This is a genomic window from Saccharicrinis fermentans DSM 9555 = JCM 21142 (assembly GCF_000517085.1).
Lineage (GTDB): Bacteria > Bacteroidota > Bacteroidia > Bacteroidales > Marinilabiliaceae > Saccharicrinis > Saccharicrinis fermentans.
Genome location: NZ_KI912107.1, coordinates 1,762,793 through 1,780,125 on the forward strand (window position 1 = coordinate 1,762,793; position 17,333 = coordinate 1,780,125).

A 17,333-nucleotide genomic window follows, 5' to 3' on the forward strand; every position below is an offset into this window, starting at 1 on the left:
ATTTTGCTTGAGAAGAACAACATAGAAGTTAATGATGCAATTTAAAATTATATTAGAATGAAAAAGTTATTTCTCGCCTTGGTTCTGTTTGGAGCCTTTACGGCCTTATTTGCACAAGATAGGAAAACACAAACCCGAAACATAGGTACCTTTACAGAAATATATGCAGGAAAAGGCATCAATGTAACCTTGATTGAAGGGAAAAAGGAAAGCTTAAAAGTTGAAATAGAAAATGGGGAATTAACTGACGTCATTACCAACTTAAAAGGTAGACGATTGGAGATAAAGCTGAAGACAAAAATTTATAAGAACGTAGCTGTTCAGGTTTATGTTACCTACAAATCCATTAAGGCCATTCAAACCGGTACTGGAGGCTTTGTGGATGCCAGCAACACCATTTATGCCGAGAATCTGGATTTAAAGGCAGGTACTGGATCCACCATTATTTTAGACATAGATACTAAAACTGTTGCATCCAGCCTATCATCTTCAAAAATAGAATTGGTGGGCCAAACAGAATATCAGGATGTGACCACGAATACCGGAGGTAAATATATTGCAGACAAACTTAGCAGTAGAGAAACCTTTGTTAAAGCCTCCACAGGAGGAAGTGCCTGGGTAACAGCCACAGACAAACTAGAAGCCAAAACATCTACCGGAGGAAAAGTCACCTATTCTGGTGAGCCTGAAAAATTAATACTGACTGGCAACGTACATAAGGAAAATTAACCCCAACAATAAGGTTCTATTACAACAAATCCCCATTACAACAAAGATCTTGTAATGGGGATTTTATATAAAAACAAATCTTATTTATCTTTTCTCCAGATAAGTAGAAGAAACCACTTTCATAGGTACTTCCATACCTTGAGGCATTTGTGAATTCCCTTTCATAGATATGGTTCCTTCGATATGTTGGCTTTGTTTGCCACTCACAAACCAGCCATCTTCTTGATTAACGATAAATTCTGAATCCTGATTTCCCTTAAGGTTAAAAGACATCTTCATTCCGTTCATTTCCGATTCTTCACCTAAAGTTGTAATACGACCATTTCCTTTTAACTTCCATTGATTATTAGCAGCATCCGCCAAAGTCCATTCATTATTCAATGTAGCCTTTAAAGCAGAGGTCAACTTTGTATTCATGCTCCAGGTATCACCCACTTTTTTGTTTTCTGAGGGATACATAGAAAGCAACATAGCCATATTTCCGCTTAGCGCTTCCTCACCAAAGTGCCCACTCAATGTTTTTCTCATCTGCGAAGCTACCTGCGGCTGAAGATCTCCCATATTATTAACTGCATCATTAATCAGTTTATCAATACCATCAATCCTTATTACTTCACCTTGAGGAGTAATCACCATTTTAAAATCCTTTCCTATCACCCCATTATAAATATTAGCCACTTTATCATTCGCTTGAACAGGTTTAGAAGAATCATAATTAATATTGAACATCATGCTCTCAATATGAATGATCATTGTTTCAAACGAAGCATTCAATATAATATTTTCACCTTCTTTTCCGATGGGAATAAAACGGGTGATGCCCTTGAATTCATTTTTTATTTCCTGTTCGATAATACCCAAAGACTGGGTAATATTCATTTTTGTTTCTTGATAAAAACGATATTCCTGACCATTTTTTAACTTATACCTTAGTTGATATGATTGGGCATTTATTCCAACTGCACCAACAAAAAGCATACACAATACAATAATAGATTTAATTTTCATGTCTTAAATTTTTCTTTTAATAGTCACATGGCACTGGCCACAAAGCCATTTATCTATATGAGAAATGCTTTATCATGACTCGTTTTCATGTGTTTAAAAATGAGCGAAACTTCATTAACCAGTGCAAATTTCAACTGCAAACATATATTACCTCTCATTTGCCCTGGTGTGCTGATTTCTGATATACATTAATTATTAGTTACCCTATGGGCTAAGCGTATAAAAATACATCTTATTTGCTTTTTTACAGCCCTGCTAATTAAATATTTCCACATTTATAATAATTCTATATTAATCTAATTTCGTGCCACAATTCAAATCAACAAGCTTTTTACTACTTTTGCCCAAAATTGAACTTATGAACGGTACACTATATTTAATACCTACCACCTTAGGTGATTCTTCCATCAGCAGTGTTATACCTGCTGATGTGATCATACTAATCAAACAGATAAAACATTTTATTGTTGAAGACATACGCACCACCAGGCGCTATCTAAAAAAAGTAGATAAATCAATCAATATTGACGACCTTACTTTTTACGAACTAAACAAACATACCACGCCACAACAAAAGAGCAATTTTCTCAATGCAGCCAAAAAAGGACAACATATGGGTATCATTTCCGAAGCAGGTTGTCCAGGGGTTGCTGACCCGGGTGCTGACATTGTTGCCTCTGCACATCAACAAAACATAAGAGTAATACCATTGGTGGGTCCTTCCTCAATCCTTTTATCGGTAATGGCCTCGGGTATGAACGGTCAGAGTTTTGCCTTTCATGGTTATATTCCCATCAAATCAGGAGACAGAGCCAAAGCCATCAAACATTTAGAGAGCTTGTCTATTCGCGAAAACCAAACACAAATATTTATTGAAGCCCCCTATCGCAACAACCATCTTTTAAAGGACATATTAGCCAATTGTCAATCAAAAACGAAAGTATGTGTAGCCTGTGACATCACTTTAGAAACCGAGTTCATCAAAACCAAGACCGTTGGTCAGTGGAAGGGCAATTTACCTGAATTACATAAAAAGCCCACTATCTTTCTTATTCAAGGTTAATACATCACTACTAAACAGTTAGCAACAGCTTTTATTCATGAAGCAATCAGGCAAAACCGTCACCACAGATCAATACGGTAACCTAAAGGACGAAGAAGGCTACCCACTTACTCCACCCAAACACTGGCGTTTTTTACCCGCAGGCGATGCGGGGATAACACGCAAAGTAACCGCCAGAGGTGAATTTTGGCGCGTCATTTTTAAGAAAGGGCGTAGAACTATGTCAAAAGGCGTATGGGCTCCAAGCCACATCATATCTTCAGCCCAAAAAGAAATGGAATCAATCCGATCAACGGATGAATATCAAAAGAAAAAGATATACAATGCTCAACGCAGGGAGAAGCAACAAATAGCCTACGAAGAAGAATTTAGTCATGAAGTGGAAAAATTTCTTAACTTTCATCCCCTCTATCATTCCATTGCTAAAGCACTGGCTATTTTAGTTACCCAACATGCAATTCCCGTAGGGAGCGGAACCGTAGCCCGCACGCAAATGATTCCCATTTCCGAAAGAGCTTCTAGAGCTGTGATTGCATGGATGCGCCATCAAACCACTGCGTATGACCACATGAACATTGCCCGCATCAAAGGAGAAAGAAGAACCGTCAGACGCACCCTTGCCCAACAGTCTGTTAAAATTCTGGAGAATTACAGAAAAGGCCTAGCTATTTCACCTCACTGCCCCCTTAAGAGTGCTTTGGAAAAAAATATTCAAAAAAAACGAATACAATAACGGCTAAATGCTTATTGCCATAAAACACCCAAGCCCATCCTTGGTTTTAAAATGGGCTTGGGTGTAGAAGCAAATTTCATTTAAAACTTCATAGAAACACCCAGCTTTGTACTAAATGTATTTCCTCCACCAAACTCCAGATTGATACCCCATTTATTGCTCCAATAATACCTTCCTCCAATTTGAAGTCCCAGCTCTAAAGCGTCATCTGTGCCAATTCCTATCCCAGCATTAGCACCAGCATATACATCCCATTCTCGGGTCATCTCAAATAAGCGATTAAAATGATAATCACCTCTAAATCCAAGGGTCATATAAGCATCATCATCCAATACAAGGTTCACCTGAGGCCCTATGGTTACTTCGTCATGCACAGCAAAATCCACACCACCATATAAAGGCAGTCCGTTGGTATTAAAGCCCAAGCCCATATTTAACTGTTTGTCTCCTTTAGCTAATGGAGCTCTAAATGTTTGGCCGAATATTACTCCACCCAACAAAATAAACACTGAAACAATCTTAATTTTTAACATATATTCTGAATCTTTTAGTAGTGATGAACAAATAAATTTATGCAAATTTAATAAAGCATCTAAAAAAATATATTTTTGTTCCCAAAATTAAACAATGGCATCACAAGAATACGACAAATTACTGGAAAAACTCGGAGAAAACAAACACTGGCCTTTACTCTATATGTTTAAGTTTATTGCCCCCAATGAGGACGGTAAAGTGAAACAGGTTGTTTCTCTATTACCTAAAAACGGTCAAATTTCATACAAACACACCAAAAACCTCAAATTTGTTTCCATCACCTGTAAAGTTAAAATGCCTTCGGCACAAAGTATTGTGGATGTAAGCTCGGAGATCAATAAAATCAAAGGAATTATTGCACTATAAATGTCAATTTGATATTTATTTGTGCTTATTGATTACATTTAACACAATTATTGGGATATAATGGTAATTATTTAATACTTTTACAATGCACCCCGTCATTTACAAATTAACTATTGTAAAATATTAAATTATGGAAACTAAAACTAAGTTCTGGCAAGACGTCCGCAAAGATTGGCAATTCTATTTTGACGAAGGCAAATCCTACTTAAACACGTGTAAGAAACTAATCGTAAACCCAAAATCTTTCGACAATGAGTTTATTTACAACCTGGCTGTTTTGGCGGGAGAACGCTTGGTTTTAGGCATGCTTTTAAGTTACGATTACATACCCAGTTCCACTTCTTTATCCGGCATGCTACAAGAAGGAAAGGAGTTTTATCAGCTCGATGAAGACATTCTTGAAGGGGCTCGTTTTCTTAATAAATTCCAAACTTTCTGTTCCTTAGAGGTGATTCCTTTTACCCCTCCCGACCAGCAAGAGTTAGAAAGTATTGTGAAATATATTGTATTAATAGCCCAGTTTTCCACAAATAATTTAAACAAATTAGTAACGGCCGAAGAATAAAATAGCTTGTTTACTTGATAAAATAAATTATTTTTGCGCAAAATTCTTGGAGATGGATTTAATGAGTTTTGCGGATTATGCAGGAACTGGTGCTTTTGCTATCAGTGGCACCCTATCAGCTTCAGAAAAAAAGCTGGATTTGTTTGGTGCAACATTTATCGGTTTTGTAACTGCTGTGGGAGGAGGAACTATCCGGGATTTACTATTGGGTAACACGCCGGTCACCTGGATTCAGGGTTGGCATTACTTTGTGATTATCCTAAGTGCAATAGCCCTTACCTTTATTTTTTACAGGTATATTATTAAACTTAAGCAAACCTTGTTTCTATTTGACACCATTGGCATTGGGGTTTTTACTATTATTGGCATGGAAAAGGCCCTGATTTTTGGCTTAACCCCTCCTATTTCCTTAGTAATGGGGTTGTCATCTGCCGTTGTTGGAGGCGTACTGCGTGATACTTTTTGCAATGATGTACCCTTAATTTTTCATCGCGAAATATACGCCACTGCATGTATTGTTGGTGGTACCATATATTTAGCATTGCATTATTTTGAAGTAGAAACGCACTTTTCACAGATTGCCACCATCTTATCTATTATCCTTATTCGCTTACTGGCTATAAAATTCAATCTAAGCTTACCTAAAATCACCAATGCACAAGAATAAAAACCTCTTCAAAGCCTACACTCTGAAGAGGTTTACAACAAACATTAGCCATTCAACTAATTACTAAATTCCAATTTATTATTTATACAATCTACCAATATGGTTTTATCCTTTACAATGGTATCTGCCAGTATACGCTTTGATAACTCATTGAGCACCTCTTTTTGAAGAACCCGTTTAATGGGTCGCGCTCCAAAAAGTGGATCAAAACCTGCATTAGCAATATATTGAATCGCTTCCTTCGAAATTTCTATTTGCACCTGCTTAGATGCCAACACCTTTTTAATGGCATTAAATTGTAACAACACAATTTCTTCTATTTCCTTCTTAGTCAGAGGCGCAAACATCACAATATCATCAATTCTGTTCAAAAACTCAGGTCGTATAGTTTTACGAAGTAAATCAAACACTTCCGACTTTGTTTTTTCCATTATCTCCGATGCATTTCCGACATTCAGTGATTCATAATTCTGCTGAATGACATGGCTTCCTGCATTGGAAGTCATAATAATGATCGTATTCTTAAAGTCAACCAGTCTTCCTTTGTTATCTGTTAATCTACCATCATCCAGCACCTGTAACAAAACATTAAAAACGTCTGGGTGAGCTTTTTCTATTTCATCAAGCAACACTACTGAGTATGGTTTTCTACGCACAGCTTCGGTTAATTGTCCTCCTTCATCGTAGCCAACATATCCCGGAGGTGCTCCAATAAGACGAGATACAGAATGCCTCTCCTGAAATTCAGACATATCAATTCTTGTCATCTTATTTTCATCATCAAACAAGAACGAAGCAAGTGTTTTGGCCAATTCAGTTTTTCCCACTCCCGACATACCCAGAAAAATAAATGATCCAACTGGTCTTTTTTCATCCTGCAATCCAGCACGGCTTCGTCTAATGGCATCTGCAACCGCCGCTATCGCTTCTTCCTGTCCAACCACCCTCTTATGGAGTTCATCCTCCAAGCTCAGCAGTTTTTCTTTTTCACTCTTAAGCATTTTTGTCACGGGAATACCAGTCCACCGACTCACCACTCCAGCCACATCTTCCGAGTCCACCTCTTCCTTGATCATGGCACTCTCCGACTGCTTATCTTTCAGTTTATTTTTCAGTTCTTCAATACGCTCCTCAGCCTCCTTCATTTTTCCGTAACGCAACTCAGCCACCTGCTCAAACAATCCTTCTCTTTCGGCCTTTTCAGCATCAAACTTATATTGTTCAATATCCGATTTATACTTCTGGATTTCATCCACAATAGATTTCTCCTCTTGCCATTTTGCCCTGAGATTATTTCTTTCATCTTTTAATTCAGAAAGTTCCTTGCTCAACAGTTCCAACTTTCGTTCATCCTTTTCACGCTTAATAGCCTCTCGTTCTATTTCCAATTGCTTAACCTTACGATCCAATTCATCCAGCTCTTCTGGAACAGAATTAATTTCCAGTCTCAACTTAGCTGCTGCTTCATCAATCAAATCAATTGCTTTATCAGGCAAAAAACGATCCGTAATATATTTTTTAGATAAGGTGACAGCTGCAATAATCGCATCATCTTTGATTCTAACCTTATGATGTGTTTCGTACCTCTCTTTTAGTCCCCTCAAAATAGATATGGCACTGGAAGCATCTGGTTCATCCACCATCACCTGTTGAAAACGACGTTCAAGCGCTTTATCCTTTTCAAAATATTTTTGGTACTCGCTTAAAGTTGTAGCACCAACGGCCCTTAGGTCGCCTCTGGCCAATGCCGGCTTTAATATATTGGCAGCATCCATTGCCCCCTCCCCTTTTCCGGCACCAACCAAGGTATGAATCTCATCAATAAATAAGATTATACCTCCATCGCTTGCAACCACCTCTTTTACAACTGCTTTTAAACGTTCCTCAAACTCACCCTTATACTTAGCACCAGCTATCAATGCACCCATATCCAATGAATAAATCAACTTGGACTTTAGATTATCGGGAACATCTCCGTTCACAATACGCATGGCAATTCCTTCACCAATAGCCGTTTTCCCTACACCTGGTTCTCCAATTAAAATTGGATTATTCTTTGTACGACGAGACAATATCTGCAGCACCCTACGAATCTCTTCATCCCTACCAATCACAGGGTCAAGTTTTCCAGACCTGGCACTTTCAATTAAATTTACAGCATAACGATTTAAAGCATTATAACTATCCTCTGCTGTAGGAGAATCTACCTTTGCCCCATTTCTCAATTCTTTCACAGACATTATCAAGGCTTTTTCCGATATTCCTGCATCCTTTAATAAGTTAGCTACCGGATCCTTTGATTTCAACAAGCCCAATAGAATATGTTCAATACTCACATACTGGTCTTCAAACATTTTAAGGTAATCCTTTGCTTTTAAAAGTACTTCGTTGGTACTTCTTGATAAAAAAGGCTCTCCACCTGAAACCCGAGGATAACCGTCAATAATTGCTTTCAATGGAGAATCAAAATTTGAAGCCTCCAATTTATTCAATAAATAGGGAATAACATTATCATCCACCTCAATCATGGCTTTTAACAGATGCCCCGGCTCTATGGCCTGATGGTTCATACTTGAAGCTATTGCAACAGCTTGTTGTATAGCCTCTTGTGATTTGATAGTATATTCTTTTGTGTTCATTGTATCATCATTTAATAATTCAGCAGACACAGGGTAGCAAATTACTTGCCACCACGAAACACAAGTCATTTTGTCATGGTTTAAACAAAAATAATGACATTTTTTCATGACTATCTTTTGTATGAAATACAAAAAGAGATATCATTGACCACATTGACCATTTATGGCAGCTGCTTTACTTTTAGAAATAGTTGCTCACGTAGACTTACTTTCCAGTATTTTCATAAAAAACAGATTGGATAACACCATCGTAAAAGCATAAAACACATCTTCCACCGGAATGGTAGCTATCCTCCATCCCATTAAAACATCCGGATTATACCAAACAATTTCATTTTCAATTCCCAAACCAGTCAACACCCCATTCACCATAAAAAAAGGAAATAATATGATCGGAAAAATCCAGAAATAGACGCTCAACAACTTCCAATCGTATAGCAACACCGTTGTTAACACAAATATCAGACTTAAAAAATTCACTAAGGCGTATGGCAAATCCCAATACTTAACCAAAAGAACAATAGATATACTAAGCAACAATACTGCCCATAAAAAAGTCATCTTTTTTGAAAATCTTAATGCAGGAAAATAGTATTTCAGAGAATAAAAGGTGAAGACACAACAATAAGGAATAACAACAAAAAAAAGAATTTCTTCCAAAGGAAGATTCCAAAAACGAATGCCCATTAAATAGGCATCATTAAAGCCCCAATAGGCTTTTTCGGTAAAATACCAATCCCAAATCAGATATGGTATGGCAACTAAAAAAATAGCGGAGAACAATGAAGGCCAATACTTATAAAACTTTAATTTGGCATGAAAACTATACAATAAAGGAACAAGGCCAGAACATATCAGCACCCATAAGTACAAACTCATATCTATTATTCTTTAGTAATATTTTTCCTTTTCAATTTTTCCTTCTTAAAATATTTCATGGGAAAAATCAACAATCCAAAACACTCTCCATCTATCGGGCTATGATGTCTATGATGCATAGAGTGAGCCAATATAACAGATCGAACATAAGTTGGTTTCCAACCCTTTAACCATTTAAACCTTCGATGAAAAACCACCTCATGAAATACAAAATATGCAAACCCGTACAAAGTAATTCCGATGGCCACACTAAAAAAAACACCACTGGGCAACAGACTACCTAAAATATAACAAATCATTGATGGTATAGCGAATATGACAAAAAACCAATCGTTTTTTTCAAAAAAAGAATGTTGATGAGATCCTTTAGGAACATGATGATCTTCATGAAGATTCCACAAAAAACCATGCATCACGTATTTATGTACAAACCAAGCGACCCCTTCCATAAGAACAAATGCCGCGATAACAATAAGTATATAAATAGTGAGCTGCATACGTATATGATTATAATTTAAAACAAGCCAACCTTTATTACAAAATACGCCTTGGCCAATAACATAATTTTTTGCAGATTAGAAATTCTTAAGCGCTTCCTTCTCAAATCCTTGGCTTTGGTCTGCCCTATTTTTTTTGTCAAACCCAAATAATATACATAAGCAATATAAACACCCAAGCGTGCTTTTTTGGGCAGTTTCTTAATTCCTTCTAAGGCTATTTTATAATCCTGGTATATGTCGGTCAAAATGGCGTGTTTACTATCCTCCTCCAAGACAGAATACCGCAATTGCGGAAAATAAGAACGATGTAACTCTTCCGTATCATCTTTTACATCACGCAAAAAATTGACCTTTTGAAAAGCCGAACCTAATTTAGACGCACTATACTTTAAGTCATTATACATACGCTGATCACCATCCACAAAAACCTTTAAACACATCAAGCCCACCACATCAGCCGAACCATAAATATACTGCTTTAGCTCTTGCTCATTGTAAGATTTCTTATATAAATCAGCACGCATACTCTTAAGAAAAGCGCGTATCAAATCTTCCTGAATATCGTATTTCTTTACAGTATGCTGAAAAGAATTTAAAATAGGATTTAAACTAATTCCATCGGACAGTGATTTGTATAAATCATTTTCAAAATCGTCCAACAGCTCTACTTTTTTGTATTGATGAAAAGAATCAACGATCTCATCAGCAAAACGAACAAAACCATAAATACTATAAATAGCCTGACGAATAGAGGGATTCAAACAACGTACACCAATACTAAAGGAGGTACTATAGGATTCTGTTACTATCTTACTACACGCATAACCTACCCTGTCAAAGAGGAGCTTTGCCTGATTATTTTTATCTATCTTTCTTTTATGTGCTATCTTAAGCGCGGCAACAGAGCCTACATCATCAGACACCTCCACTAGTTCTATTACATTATTATATTCTTTATTATCCATCAAGCCATCTTTTAACTACATATAATCAACTCTTCTTATTCAAATATTGGGTCACTAAGCCAGAAACTATTTTACCCGATATAATTGCAGGAGGCACACCCGGACCAGGAACTGTGAGTTGGCCGGTGTAGAACATGTTTGTTAATTTTTTATTTTGCAGTTTGGGCTTTAAAAATGCTGTTTGCTTTAAAATATTTGACAATCCATAGGCGTTTCCACCATAGGCATTATAATCCCTTTTAAAATCATTGACACAATAAGATCTTTTTAATACAACATTATCTTTAACAGATTGTTGAGTAATTTTTTCAAGTCGATCCATTATTTCATCAAAATACTTATTCCGCATATCAGAAGAATCTGTCAGACCTGTTGCAATTGGAATTAAAAATATGGCCGCTTCACTTCCCAAAGGAGAACAATCGCGATCGGTCAGACTAGGAAAGCTAGCGTAAAACAGAGGATTTTCAGGCCATACTTTATCATCATAAATACTGATAGCGTGCTGCTTAAACGACGTATCAAAAAATAAGGTATGATGTGCCAAATTCTTTAGTTTTTTATTAAAACCCACATAAAACAACAGAGCCGACGGAGCAAAAACTTTCTTATTCCAATAGGACTCAGAATAATTTCTATCTTTTATATCCAATAAGGTCTCTGTATGATAATAATCAGCACCCGAAACAACAGCATCCGCCTCTACTAATTTACCATTCACCACCACTCCTTTTACCATGCCATTTTGTGAAACAATTTTTTCCACATTCGCATTGAAGTTTAAACTCACACCATTTTCCTCAGCTAACTTCTCAAATGCAGAAACAACACTATACATACCCCCTTGGGGATACCAAGTTCCCAATACCATGTCGGCATAATTCATAAAACAATAAAAGGCAGGTGTTTGCTCAGGCTTTGCCCCTAAAAACAATACCGGAAATTCTAATATTTGTCGTAATCGCTCACTTTTAACGCCGGAGCGAACCATTTGTGTAATAGAGCTAATAAATTGTCCCAGCCTGCTAACAGTAGCTACACTTATCAATTCTAGCGGCGACTTACCAGGCATGTATACCACCTTATCCATTGCCACCTTATAATTATACTCAGCATGCTTTAAAAATCGCTTCAAAAATTTACCTCCTCCAGACTCCTCTCTTTCAAACAAGTTATAAATGTCCTCCAGTTTTTCTGGGATATCCATAAAATCATCCTCTCCAAAAAAAACTTTATAGCCCGGATCTAATCTTTGTAAACGATAATAGTCGATTGTTTTTTTATTAAAATCTGCGAAAAATTTCTCAAAAACATCGGGCATCCAATACCAAGTGGGCCCCATATCAAATTTAAAACCTCCTTCTGAAAATTGCCTGGCTCGCCCTCCACTCATATCATGTTTCTCATATACACTCACCTCAAACCCTTCCTTAGCTAAATAATTAGCTGCCGACAGTCCGGAAAATCCAGCTCCTATAACAAGTACTTTCTTTGGGTGCGTATATTTCATTGAGTATTCATTTAGGTGTTAAATAAAATTTTATTTCTAAAGAACTATAGCAATCATTCAAACCATAATTATACTGTGTTTCAAATATAATCATCCAATAAGTTAACCCGTTTCACACAAAAAAGAAACAACACTCCTGAATATTTGTTCATTTTATTAAAGAAAAAAGTAAACAAAATAAAAAAAACAAGTTTTCATTTTCCCATCTTCTGCCCGATCCGTTCATGGTCAACACCATCAACTGTTCTACCCGTTCTTCATCTTCAAGGCTGGAAACCTGTACACTGGGCTAAGATACCCCTTACGGTAGCTCAGTATATACCTGCCACCAGAGTGGGCACTTCAAAACATACGGCATCCATATCAGCATTTTCGTCCATCTTTAAAGTGATTCGCCCGTTGCCGTCGCCGATTTTTGAAATTAGCTTGTACAACTACGGCAAAGCTTACAAAATATACCCCTCCTGAATTGTCTTCTGAAATCCTTTACTTTTGTATTGAAAGATTCTGCTGCAGCATTGGTACTTCCGATATCTAATTGAGAACAATGTTTCTAACTTATGTGATAATTTTCTTTGCTTTTGAAACTTCGGTTAATGTTCTTTTTACTCGGGGAGGCATACTTCCAAAGGTCCTCATGATCAGGCTTCGCCGAATTACTCGGGGAGGCATACTTCCAAAGGTCCTCATGATAACTTCGTTATTGTCATTGCCACAAAAAGAACCAAAAAAGTCTAGAACAATAGATCACTACCTCCCCTGCAGCGACCAACCCAAATGATGTATTAGAACTTCGTAATAGATTTTCTAATGCAGCTTTTGGGTAATAATTCCCTCCGGCGCACACTTCCTTCGTGCTAGGCCAACCGCACTACCACCTCAAGTGCACCCTTGAAGGTTTCTCGCCGACGCCGGCCACGGGGTTATTGTTCTGGCCAACCCTGCGGTCGTTATATTGGTGGTTGGGTATTTAAATGAGAATTACTCATTAATTGAAAATTATCGAATATGCTTATGGAAAATTGTAACCCTCTATATTTTAATTGAAGATACCCCATAGATTGCCCCCAAGCTCACACAGGTAAAGCAAAAAAAAACCTGCTTAAATAATTAAGCAGGTTAAAACTATACTTATAAAATTTTACGAATGTTTAGGTTGCCAATCTCTGGCAGCTTCATACATTGCAATTACATTTTCAACAGGTGTTTCCACCTTAATTTTATGACTAGGCCCTAAGATAAATCGCCCTCCGGGCGCCATTACATCCAAGAGACTATTCACACCCTCTTTTACTTGTTTTGGCGTACCTTTTCGTAGCAACAGTTCTTCATCCACGGCACCGCAAAAAGTAATCAACTTACCATAATCTTTTTTCAAGCCCTCAGGATCCATACCTGCTGCCCTGGTTTGTATAGGGTCCAACACTTCAGCTCCTGCGCTAATAAAATTAGGCAAAAGTTTACGAACCCCACCACAGCTATGCATATAAAAGTGCACACCCAACGCTTTGGGTTTAGCTGTAAAAGCATCTATAGATGGCCGAATGTAATTATCCCAATGGTCATGTCCAATGGTTAAACCAGTTTGCGAACCGAAATCATCGGCCACTCTAATAAAGTCCACCCGATTTTGGGCGACTTCAAAAAATTCATCAATAAAGCTACTATAAAAATCTATCACCTTATCGCAAAGGGCTTTAAAAAATTTAGGATGTGACATCATGACTTCCATAAAGCTATCCCGTCCAATTAAACGTTGCACAATACGAAATAAACCTGGTGAGGAATATCCAGGCGCAGTCATGATTGCATAATCCTTATACTTTTCCAATTGGGCATTCAGGGAATTAAAATCGAAGAGTGCATTTGATGGCCAATCGAAGTCGGACAAAGCGGCCGGATCAGTAATCCCTTTCAGCGGAAAGTCGGTAGCTTGCCAATAGCTAAATTTACCTTTTTTAATGCGAGAGTAACCTACTCCCCAAATGTCTTTTTTACACTTGTTGTTACTATCAACTAACTGAGGTCCTATATATTTTGGTTCCACCCATCTAAAATCAACATCCAGATGCTCTAGAAGTTGATCGCGGTCAGTAAAACCAAAAAAGGAGATCATTTTCTCACCAAATTCCGGAACATCCCAATAAAAAAATGGAACCCTATCCGGAACATCGTTGTTCAGAGCTTTTAAGACTCTTTCTTTGTGGTTCATAAATGATGTTTTAAGGCTGTTGTTAAATACAAGTTTCTTTGTACAAAACCCAGCTAAATTTATAAATATTTTTTAAAATAACAAATTAAACAAATTAAAGGGTTGATTAACAATAGATAACAAACACGACTATATATAACTATTCATTTCGTTGTCGAACTGCCTCGTAAACCAATATTCCAGCAGCAACAGACACATTTAAAGAACCTATGGTACCAACAATAGGAATTTTTGCAGCGGCATCACATATTTTAAGTATTTGAGATGACACCCCTTTATCTTCAGCCCCCATGACAATGGCAGTAGGGCCTGAAAAATCAACCTTCGTATAATTTTCACTGGCTTTTTCTGTAGCTGCCACTAACTTTAGACCTGAATTTTGCAAATACTCCAAAGATTTATATAGGTTTTTAACCCTAGACACTGGTATATTAAGCAGTGCACCTGCCGAAGTTTTTACAGCATCCGCATTAATAGGAGCTCCACCTTTTTCTGGTATCACAATGGCATTAACACCTGCACATTCAGCAGAACGAGCTATGGCACCCATATTTCGAATATCAGTGATTCCATCGAGAACAAGTACCAATGGGTTTTTTCCTTCTTCAAACAGACCTATAAGCGTATTTTCAAGGTCATGATAAGTAATAGCAGAAACAAAAGCAATCACGCCCTGGTGATTTTTTCTTGTAGCCCGATTAATTCGCTCAACAGGTACAGTTTGCCAGGCGATTTTTGCTTCTTTCATGGTATCAATCAACTCCTCATAGAGTTCTCCCTGCAAGCCCTTCTTCACCAATACCTTTTCAATTTCTTTACCCGAACGGATGGCTTCTATAACCGATCTGATACCAAATAAAAAATCACTTTTCCCTGCCATAATTATATTTTTTTTAAATTTGATAACAGCAACAACCACTACCAAGCTAATATCTTATAAAAATCTTATTTAATCCAATTTTCTCTTTTCCAACTCAGCCTCATCTAATTCCTGTTGACAAGTCTCCCATTGTTCCATTTCTTTCTCCAGTAAAACATTCAGTTCCTGATATTTTCGCACAAATTCAGGATCACTTGCATTTTGGGGTATCTGCATCAATCTATCTAACTCCACAATATTCTCTTCCAGTTGAGCTATTTTCTTTTCGCATTTCTCCACTTGCTGCTGGGCTTTTTTAACCCTTCTACTAATTTCCTTTCTTTGTTCGTAAGATAGTTTTGCCCCCTGATTCTCCCCCCCATTATCTTTGGCTTTCACCGCTTTACCATTCGGTTTCTGCAACTCCATTTCCTTCAAGGATTCCATTTTCTTTCTTTCCAGAAATTCATAGATACCGCCTAGGTGTTCCTTCATTTTTTTATGACGGAATTCATAAACCTTATCCACCAGGCCATCGAGGAATTCACGATCATGAGAAACCACGACCACCGTTCCCTCAAAATCTTTAACCGCTTGTTTCAATAGTTCTTTAGATCTAATATCCAAATGGTTTGTTGGCTCATCCAGGATAAGTAAGTTCACTGGTTCAAGCAGCAGTTTAACCATTGCCAAGCGGGTTCTTTCCCCTCCTGACAAAACCGATACTTTTTTATCCACCGCTTCACCACTAAACATAAAAGCACCCAATAAATCACGAATCTTTAACCTCACATCACCAACCGCCACACGATCAATTGTTTCAAGTACAGAAACACTTTCATCCAGTAGGTCGGCTTGATTCTGAGCAAAATAGCCTATTTTCACCTGGTGACCTAATTTTATGCTACCTGTGAAGCTAATCTCATTCATAATCATCCTAGCCATGGTAGTTTTACCCTCCCCATTTCTTCCTATAAAGGCAACCTTTTCACCTCTTTCAATGGTAAAATCAACATCAGACAAAACCTCATGTTCACCATAGCTTTTTGAAACATGTTTACCTTCCAGTGTAATACTTCCCGCATGCGGCGCCGGGGGAAACTTAATCCTCAATGCCGATTTATCAAACTCATCAACCTCGATTCGATCCAATTTCTCCAGTTGCTTAATGCGCGACTGAACCTGAACCGCTTTGGTTGCCTGATATCGAAAACGTTCAATAAATTTCTCTGTGTCTTCAATTAGTTTCTGCTGATTACGATAAGCTGCCATTTGCTGTTCCTTTCGCTCTTCTCTCAGCTCAAGGTATCTGGTATAAGAAGCTTTGTAATCATATATCTTTCCCATTTGAATTTCAATAGTTCGTTTGGTTATATTATCCAAAAAAGCACGGTCATGAGAAACCAAGACCACTGCACCACTATAGTTTTTCAGAAATTCTTCGAACCATTGTATCGACTCTATATCCAAATGGTTAGTAGGTTCATCCAATAAAAACACATCTGGTTTTTGCAATAATATCTTTGCAAGTTGGATACGCATTCTCCATCCACCAGAAAACTCAGAAGTCAAACGTGTAAAATCATCTCTTTCAAACCCAAGTCCTTTCAAGGTAACCTCTATACCTGAGGCGTAGTTTGCACCACCAAGCATATTTAATCTTTCGCTTTTATCACTTACCTGATGAATCAAATCCAGATATGATTGCGATTCATAATCCGTCCGTTTCCCCAACTGCTCGTTCAAATAATCTATTTCCTTTTCCAGTGTTTTAAGCTCACCAAATGCTTTTTCCACTTCATCCCACACGGTACCAGTATCATCATGCTTCATATGCTGAGGCAGATAACCAATTTTCACATCTTTGGCACAAGATAATGTACCACTGGTAGGTGTTTGAACACCTGCTAATATTTTAAGTAATGTTGATTTTCCAGCACCATTTTTACCTGCTAATCCAATTTTGTCTTTAGGATTGACTAGAAAAGACACATCTTTGAATAAGGTAAAACCTCCAAACTCAACCGACAACTGATTTACCGAAACCATTTATTAATATTACTGTATTACTATAATGATCATTTATTTTCCAGGACTCTGCCCC

The 17,333-nt window shown here is 37.4% G+C and carries 16 protein-coding genes; 6 read left to right on the top strand and 10 right to left on the bottom strand.

Annotation, left to right across the window (positions count from 1 at the left end; translation table 11 throughout):
• The first annotated feature begins 57 nt into the window (after positions 1–57).
• A complete protein-coding gene (locus CYTFE_RS0107095; protein WP_027471245.1) occupies positions 58–729 on the top strand; it encodes a head GIN domain-containing protein in 672 nt (223 codons plus the stop codon).
• Positions 730–813: 84 nt separating this feature from the next.
• Here CYTFE_RS0107095 and CYTFE_RS0107100 read toward each other — a convergent pair whose 3' ends face one another.
• Positions 814–1,737 carry a DUF6263 family protein gene (locus CYTFE_RS0107100; RefSeq protein WP_027471246.1) on the bottom strand — a complete coding sequence of 308 codons (924 nt, stop codon included), beginning with the start codon at positions 1,735–1,737 and terminating at the stop codon, positions 814–816.
• Between the two features lie 358 nt (positions 1,738–2,095).
• Between CYTFE_RS0107100 and CYTFE_RS0107105 the strand changes: the two genes are divergently transcribed.
• Together CYTFE_RS0107105 and CYTFE_RS0107110 are read left to right on the top strand one after the other, a co-directional pair.
• The gene (locus CYTFE_RS0107105; protein WP_027471247.1) at positions 2,096–2,800 is read left to right on the top strand and encodes an SAM-dependent methyltransferase; all 705 of its coding nucleotides are present in this window, start codon (positions 2,096–2,098) and stop codon (positions 2,798–2,800) included.
• Between the two features lie 37 nt (positions 2,801–2,837).
• The gene (locus tag CYTFE_RS0107110; protein WP_027471248.1) at positions 2,838–3,533 is read left to right on the top strand and encodes a DUF2293 domain-containing protein; all 696 of its coding nucleotides are present in this window, start codon (positions 2,838–2,840) and stop codon (positions 3,531–3,533) included.
• 80 nt (positions 3,534–3,613) lie between these two features.
• Here CYTFE_RS0107110 and CYTFE_RS0107115 read toward each other — a convergent pair whose 3' ends face one another.
• A complete protein-coding gene (locus CYTFE_RS0107115) occupies positions 3,614–4,066 on the bottom strand; it encodes a hypothetical protein (RefSeq protein ID WP_027471249.1) in 453 nt (150 codons plus the stop codon).
• A gap of 94 nt (positions 4,067–4,160) precedes the next feature.
• On the opposite strand from CYTFE_RS0107115, the gene CYTFE_RS0107120 reads away from it, so the two are divergent.
• The 3 genes from CYTFE_RS0107120 to CYTFE_RS0107130 all read left to right on the top strand — a co-directional run bounded on the left by CYTFE_RS0107120 (position 4,161) and on the right by CYTFE_RS0107130 (position 5,665).
• Positions 4,161–4,433, top strand: coding sequence for a DUF493 family protein (locus tag CYTFE_RS0107120; protein WP_027471250.1), 273 nt, complete (start codon positions 4,161–4,163; stop codon positions 4,431–4,433).
• Positions 4,434–4,563: 130 nt separating this feature from the next.
• Positions 4,564–4,998 carry a hypothetical protein gene (locus CYTFE_RS0107125; protein ID WP_027471251.1) on the top strand — a complete coding sequence of 145 codons (435 nt, stop codon included), beginning with the start codon at positions 4,564–4,566 and terminating at the stop codon, positions 4,996–4,998.
• A gap of 52 nt (positions 4,999–5,050) precedes the next feature.
• Positions 5,051–5,665 carry a trimeric intracellular cation channel family protein gene (locus CYTFE_RS0107130; protein WP_044212775.1) on the top strand — a complete coding sequence of 205 codons (615 nt, stop codon included), beginning with the start codon at positions 5,051–5,053 and terminating at the stop codon, positions 5,663–5,665.
• A gap of 56 nt (positions 5,666–5,721) precedes the next feature.
• Here the strand turns inward: CYTFE_RS0107130 and clpB are convergent, their stop codons facing one another.
• From clpB to CYTFE_RS0107170, 8 genes are all read right to left on the bottom strand, one after another.
• Entirely contained in the window at positions 5,722–8,304 is a 2,583-nt protein-coding gene (gene clpB, locus CYTFE_RS0107135; RefSeq protein ID WP_027471253.1) for an ATP-dependent chaperone ClpB, read from the bottom strand.
• A 195-nt stretch (positions 8,305–8,499) separates the two neighbouring features.
• Positions 8,500–9,183, bottom strand: coding sequence for a lycopene cyclase domain-containing protein (locus CYTFE_RS0107140; protein WP_044212772.1), 684 nt, complete (start codon positions 9,181–9,183; stop codon positions 8,500–8,502).
• Between the two features lie 5 nt (positions 9,184–9,188).
• The gene (locus CYTFE_RS0107145; RefSeq protein ID WP_027471255.1) at positions 9,189–9,680 is read right to left on the bottom strand and encodes a sterol desaturase family protein; all 492 of its coding nucleotides are present in this window, start codon (positions 9,678–9,680) and stop codon (positions 9,189–9,191) included.
• Positions 9,681–9,697: 17 nt separating this feature from the next.
• Entirely contained in the window at positions 9,698–10,648 is a 951-nt protein-coding gene (locus CYTFE_RS0107150) for a phytoene/squalene synthase family protein (RefSeq protein WP_081735932.1), read from the bottom strand.
• Positions 10,649–10,673: 25 nt separating this feature from the next.
• Positions 10,674–12,158 (bottom strand): phytoene desaturase family protein, encoded by a 1,485-nt coding sequence (locus CYTFE_RS0107155; RefSeq protein ID WP_027471257.1) that lies wholly within the window; start codon positions 12,156–12,158, stop codon positions 10,674–10,676.
• A 1,141-nt stretch (positions 12,159–13,299) separates the two neighbouring features.
• Positions 13,300–14,370 (bottom strand): uroporphyrinogen decarboxylase family protein, encoded by a 1,071-nt coding sequence (locus CYTFE_RS0107160; protein ID WP_027471258.1) that lies wholly within the window; start codon positions 14,368–14,370, stop codon positions 13,300–13,302.
• Positions 14,371–14,509: 139 nt separating this feature from the next.
• The gene (gene rlmB / locus CYTFE_RS0107165; RefSeq protein ID WP_027471259.1) at positions 14,510–15,250 is read right to left on the bottom strand and encodes a 23S rRNA (guanosine(2251)-2'-O)-methyltransferase RlmB; all 741 of its coding nucleotides are present in this window, start codon (positions 15,248–15,250) and stop codon (positions 14,510–14,512) included.
• Positions 15,251–15,319: 69 nt separating this feature from the next.
• Positions 15,320–17,278 carry an ABC-F family ATP-binding cassette domain-containing protein gene (locus CYTFE_RS0107170; protein ID WP_027471260.1) on the bottom strand — a complete coding sequence of 653 codons (1,959 nt, stop codon included), beginning with the start codon at positions 17,276–17,278 and terminating at the stop codon, positions 15,320–15,322.
• Between the last annotated feature and the right edge of the window lie 55 nt (positions 17,279–17,333).

What these genes read in the sequence shown, in the direction of transcription:
- CYTFE_RS0107170 (WP_027471260.1), bottom strand. Translation starts at nt 17,278, where the DNA reads ATGGTTTCGGTAAATCAGTTGTCGGTTGAGTTTGGAGGTTTTACCTTA.
- CYTFE_RS0107140 (WP_044212772.1), bottom strand. Translation starts at nt 9,183, where the DNA reads ATGAGTTTGTACTTATGGGTGCTGATATGTTCTGGCCTTGTTCCTTTA.
- CYTFE_RS0107150 (WP_081735932.1), bottom strand. Translation starts at nt 10,648, where the DNA reads ATGGATAATAAAGAATATAATAATGTAATAGAACTAGTGGAGGTGTCT.
- CYTFE_RS0107115 (WP_027471249.1), bottom strand. Translation starts at nt 4,066, where the DNA reads ATGTTAAAAATTAAGATTGTTTCAGTGTTTATTTTGTTGGGTGGAGTA.
- CYTFE_RS0107110 (WP_027471248.1), top strand. Translation starts at nt 2,838, where the DNA reads ATGAAGCAATCAGGCAAAACCGTCACCACAGATCAATACGGTAACCTA.
- CYTFE_RS0107095 (WP_027471245.1), top strand. Translation starts at nt 58, where the DNA reads ATGAAAAAGTTATTTCTCGCCTTGGTTCTGTTTGGAGCCTTTACGGCC.
- CYTFE_RS0107125 (WP_027471251.1), top strand. Translation starts at nt 4,564, where the DNA reads ATGGAAACTAAAACTAAGTTCTGGCAAGACGTCCGCAAAGATTGGCAA.
- CYTFE_RS0107100 (WP_027471246.1), bottom strand. Translation starts at nt 1,737, where the DNA reads ATGAAAATTAAATCTATTATTGTATTGTGTATGCTTTTTGTTGGTGCA.
- CYTFE_RS0107155 (WP_027471257.1), bottom strand. Translation starts at nt 12,158, where the DNA reads ATGAAATATACGCACCCAAAGAAAGTACTTGTTATAGGAGCTGGATTT.
- rlmB (WP_027471259.1), bottom strand. Translation starts at nt 15,250, where the DNA reads ATGGCAGGGAAAAGTGATTTTTTATTTGGTATCAGATCGGTTATAGAA.
- CYTFE_RS0107145 (WP_027471255.1), bottom strand. Translation starts at nt 9,680, where the DNA reads ATGCAGCTCACTATTTATATACTTATTGTTATCGCGGCATTTGTTCTT.
- CYTFE_RS0107105 (WP_027471247.1), top strand. Translation starts at nt 2,096, where the DNA reads ATGAACGGTACACTATATTTAATACCTACCACCTTAGGTGATTCTTCC.
- CYTFE_RS0107130 (WP_044212775.1), top strand. Translation starts at nt 5,051, where the DNA reads ATGGATTTAATGAGTTTTGCGGATTATGCAGGAACTGGTGCTTTTGCT.
- CYTFE_RS0107120 (WP_027471250.1), top strand. Translation starts at nt 4,161, where the DNA reads ATGGCATCACAAGAATACGACAAATTACTGGAAAAACTCGGAGAAAAC.
- CYTFE_RS0107160 (WP_027471258.1), bottom strand. Translation starts at nt 14,370, where the DNA reads ATGAACCACAAAGAAAGAGTCTTAAAAGCTCTGAACAACGATGTTCCG.
- clpB (WP_027471253.1), bottom strand. Translation starts at nt 8,304, where the DNA reads ATGAACACAAAAGAATATACTATCAAATCACAAGAGGCTATACAACAA.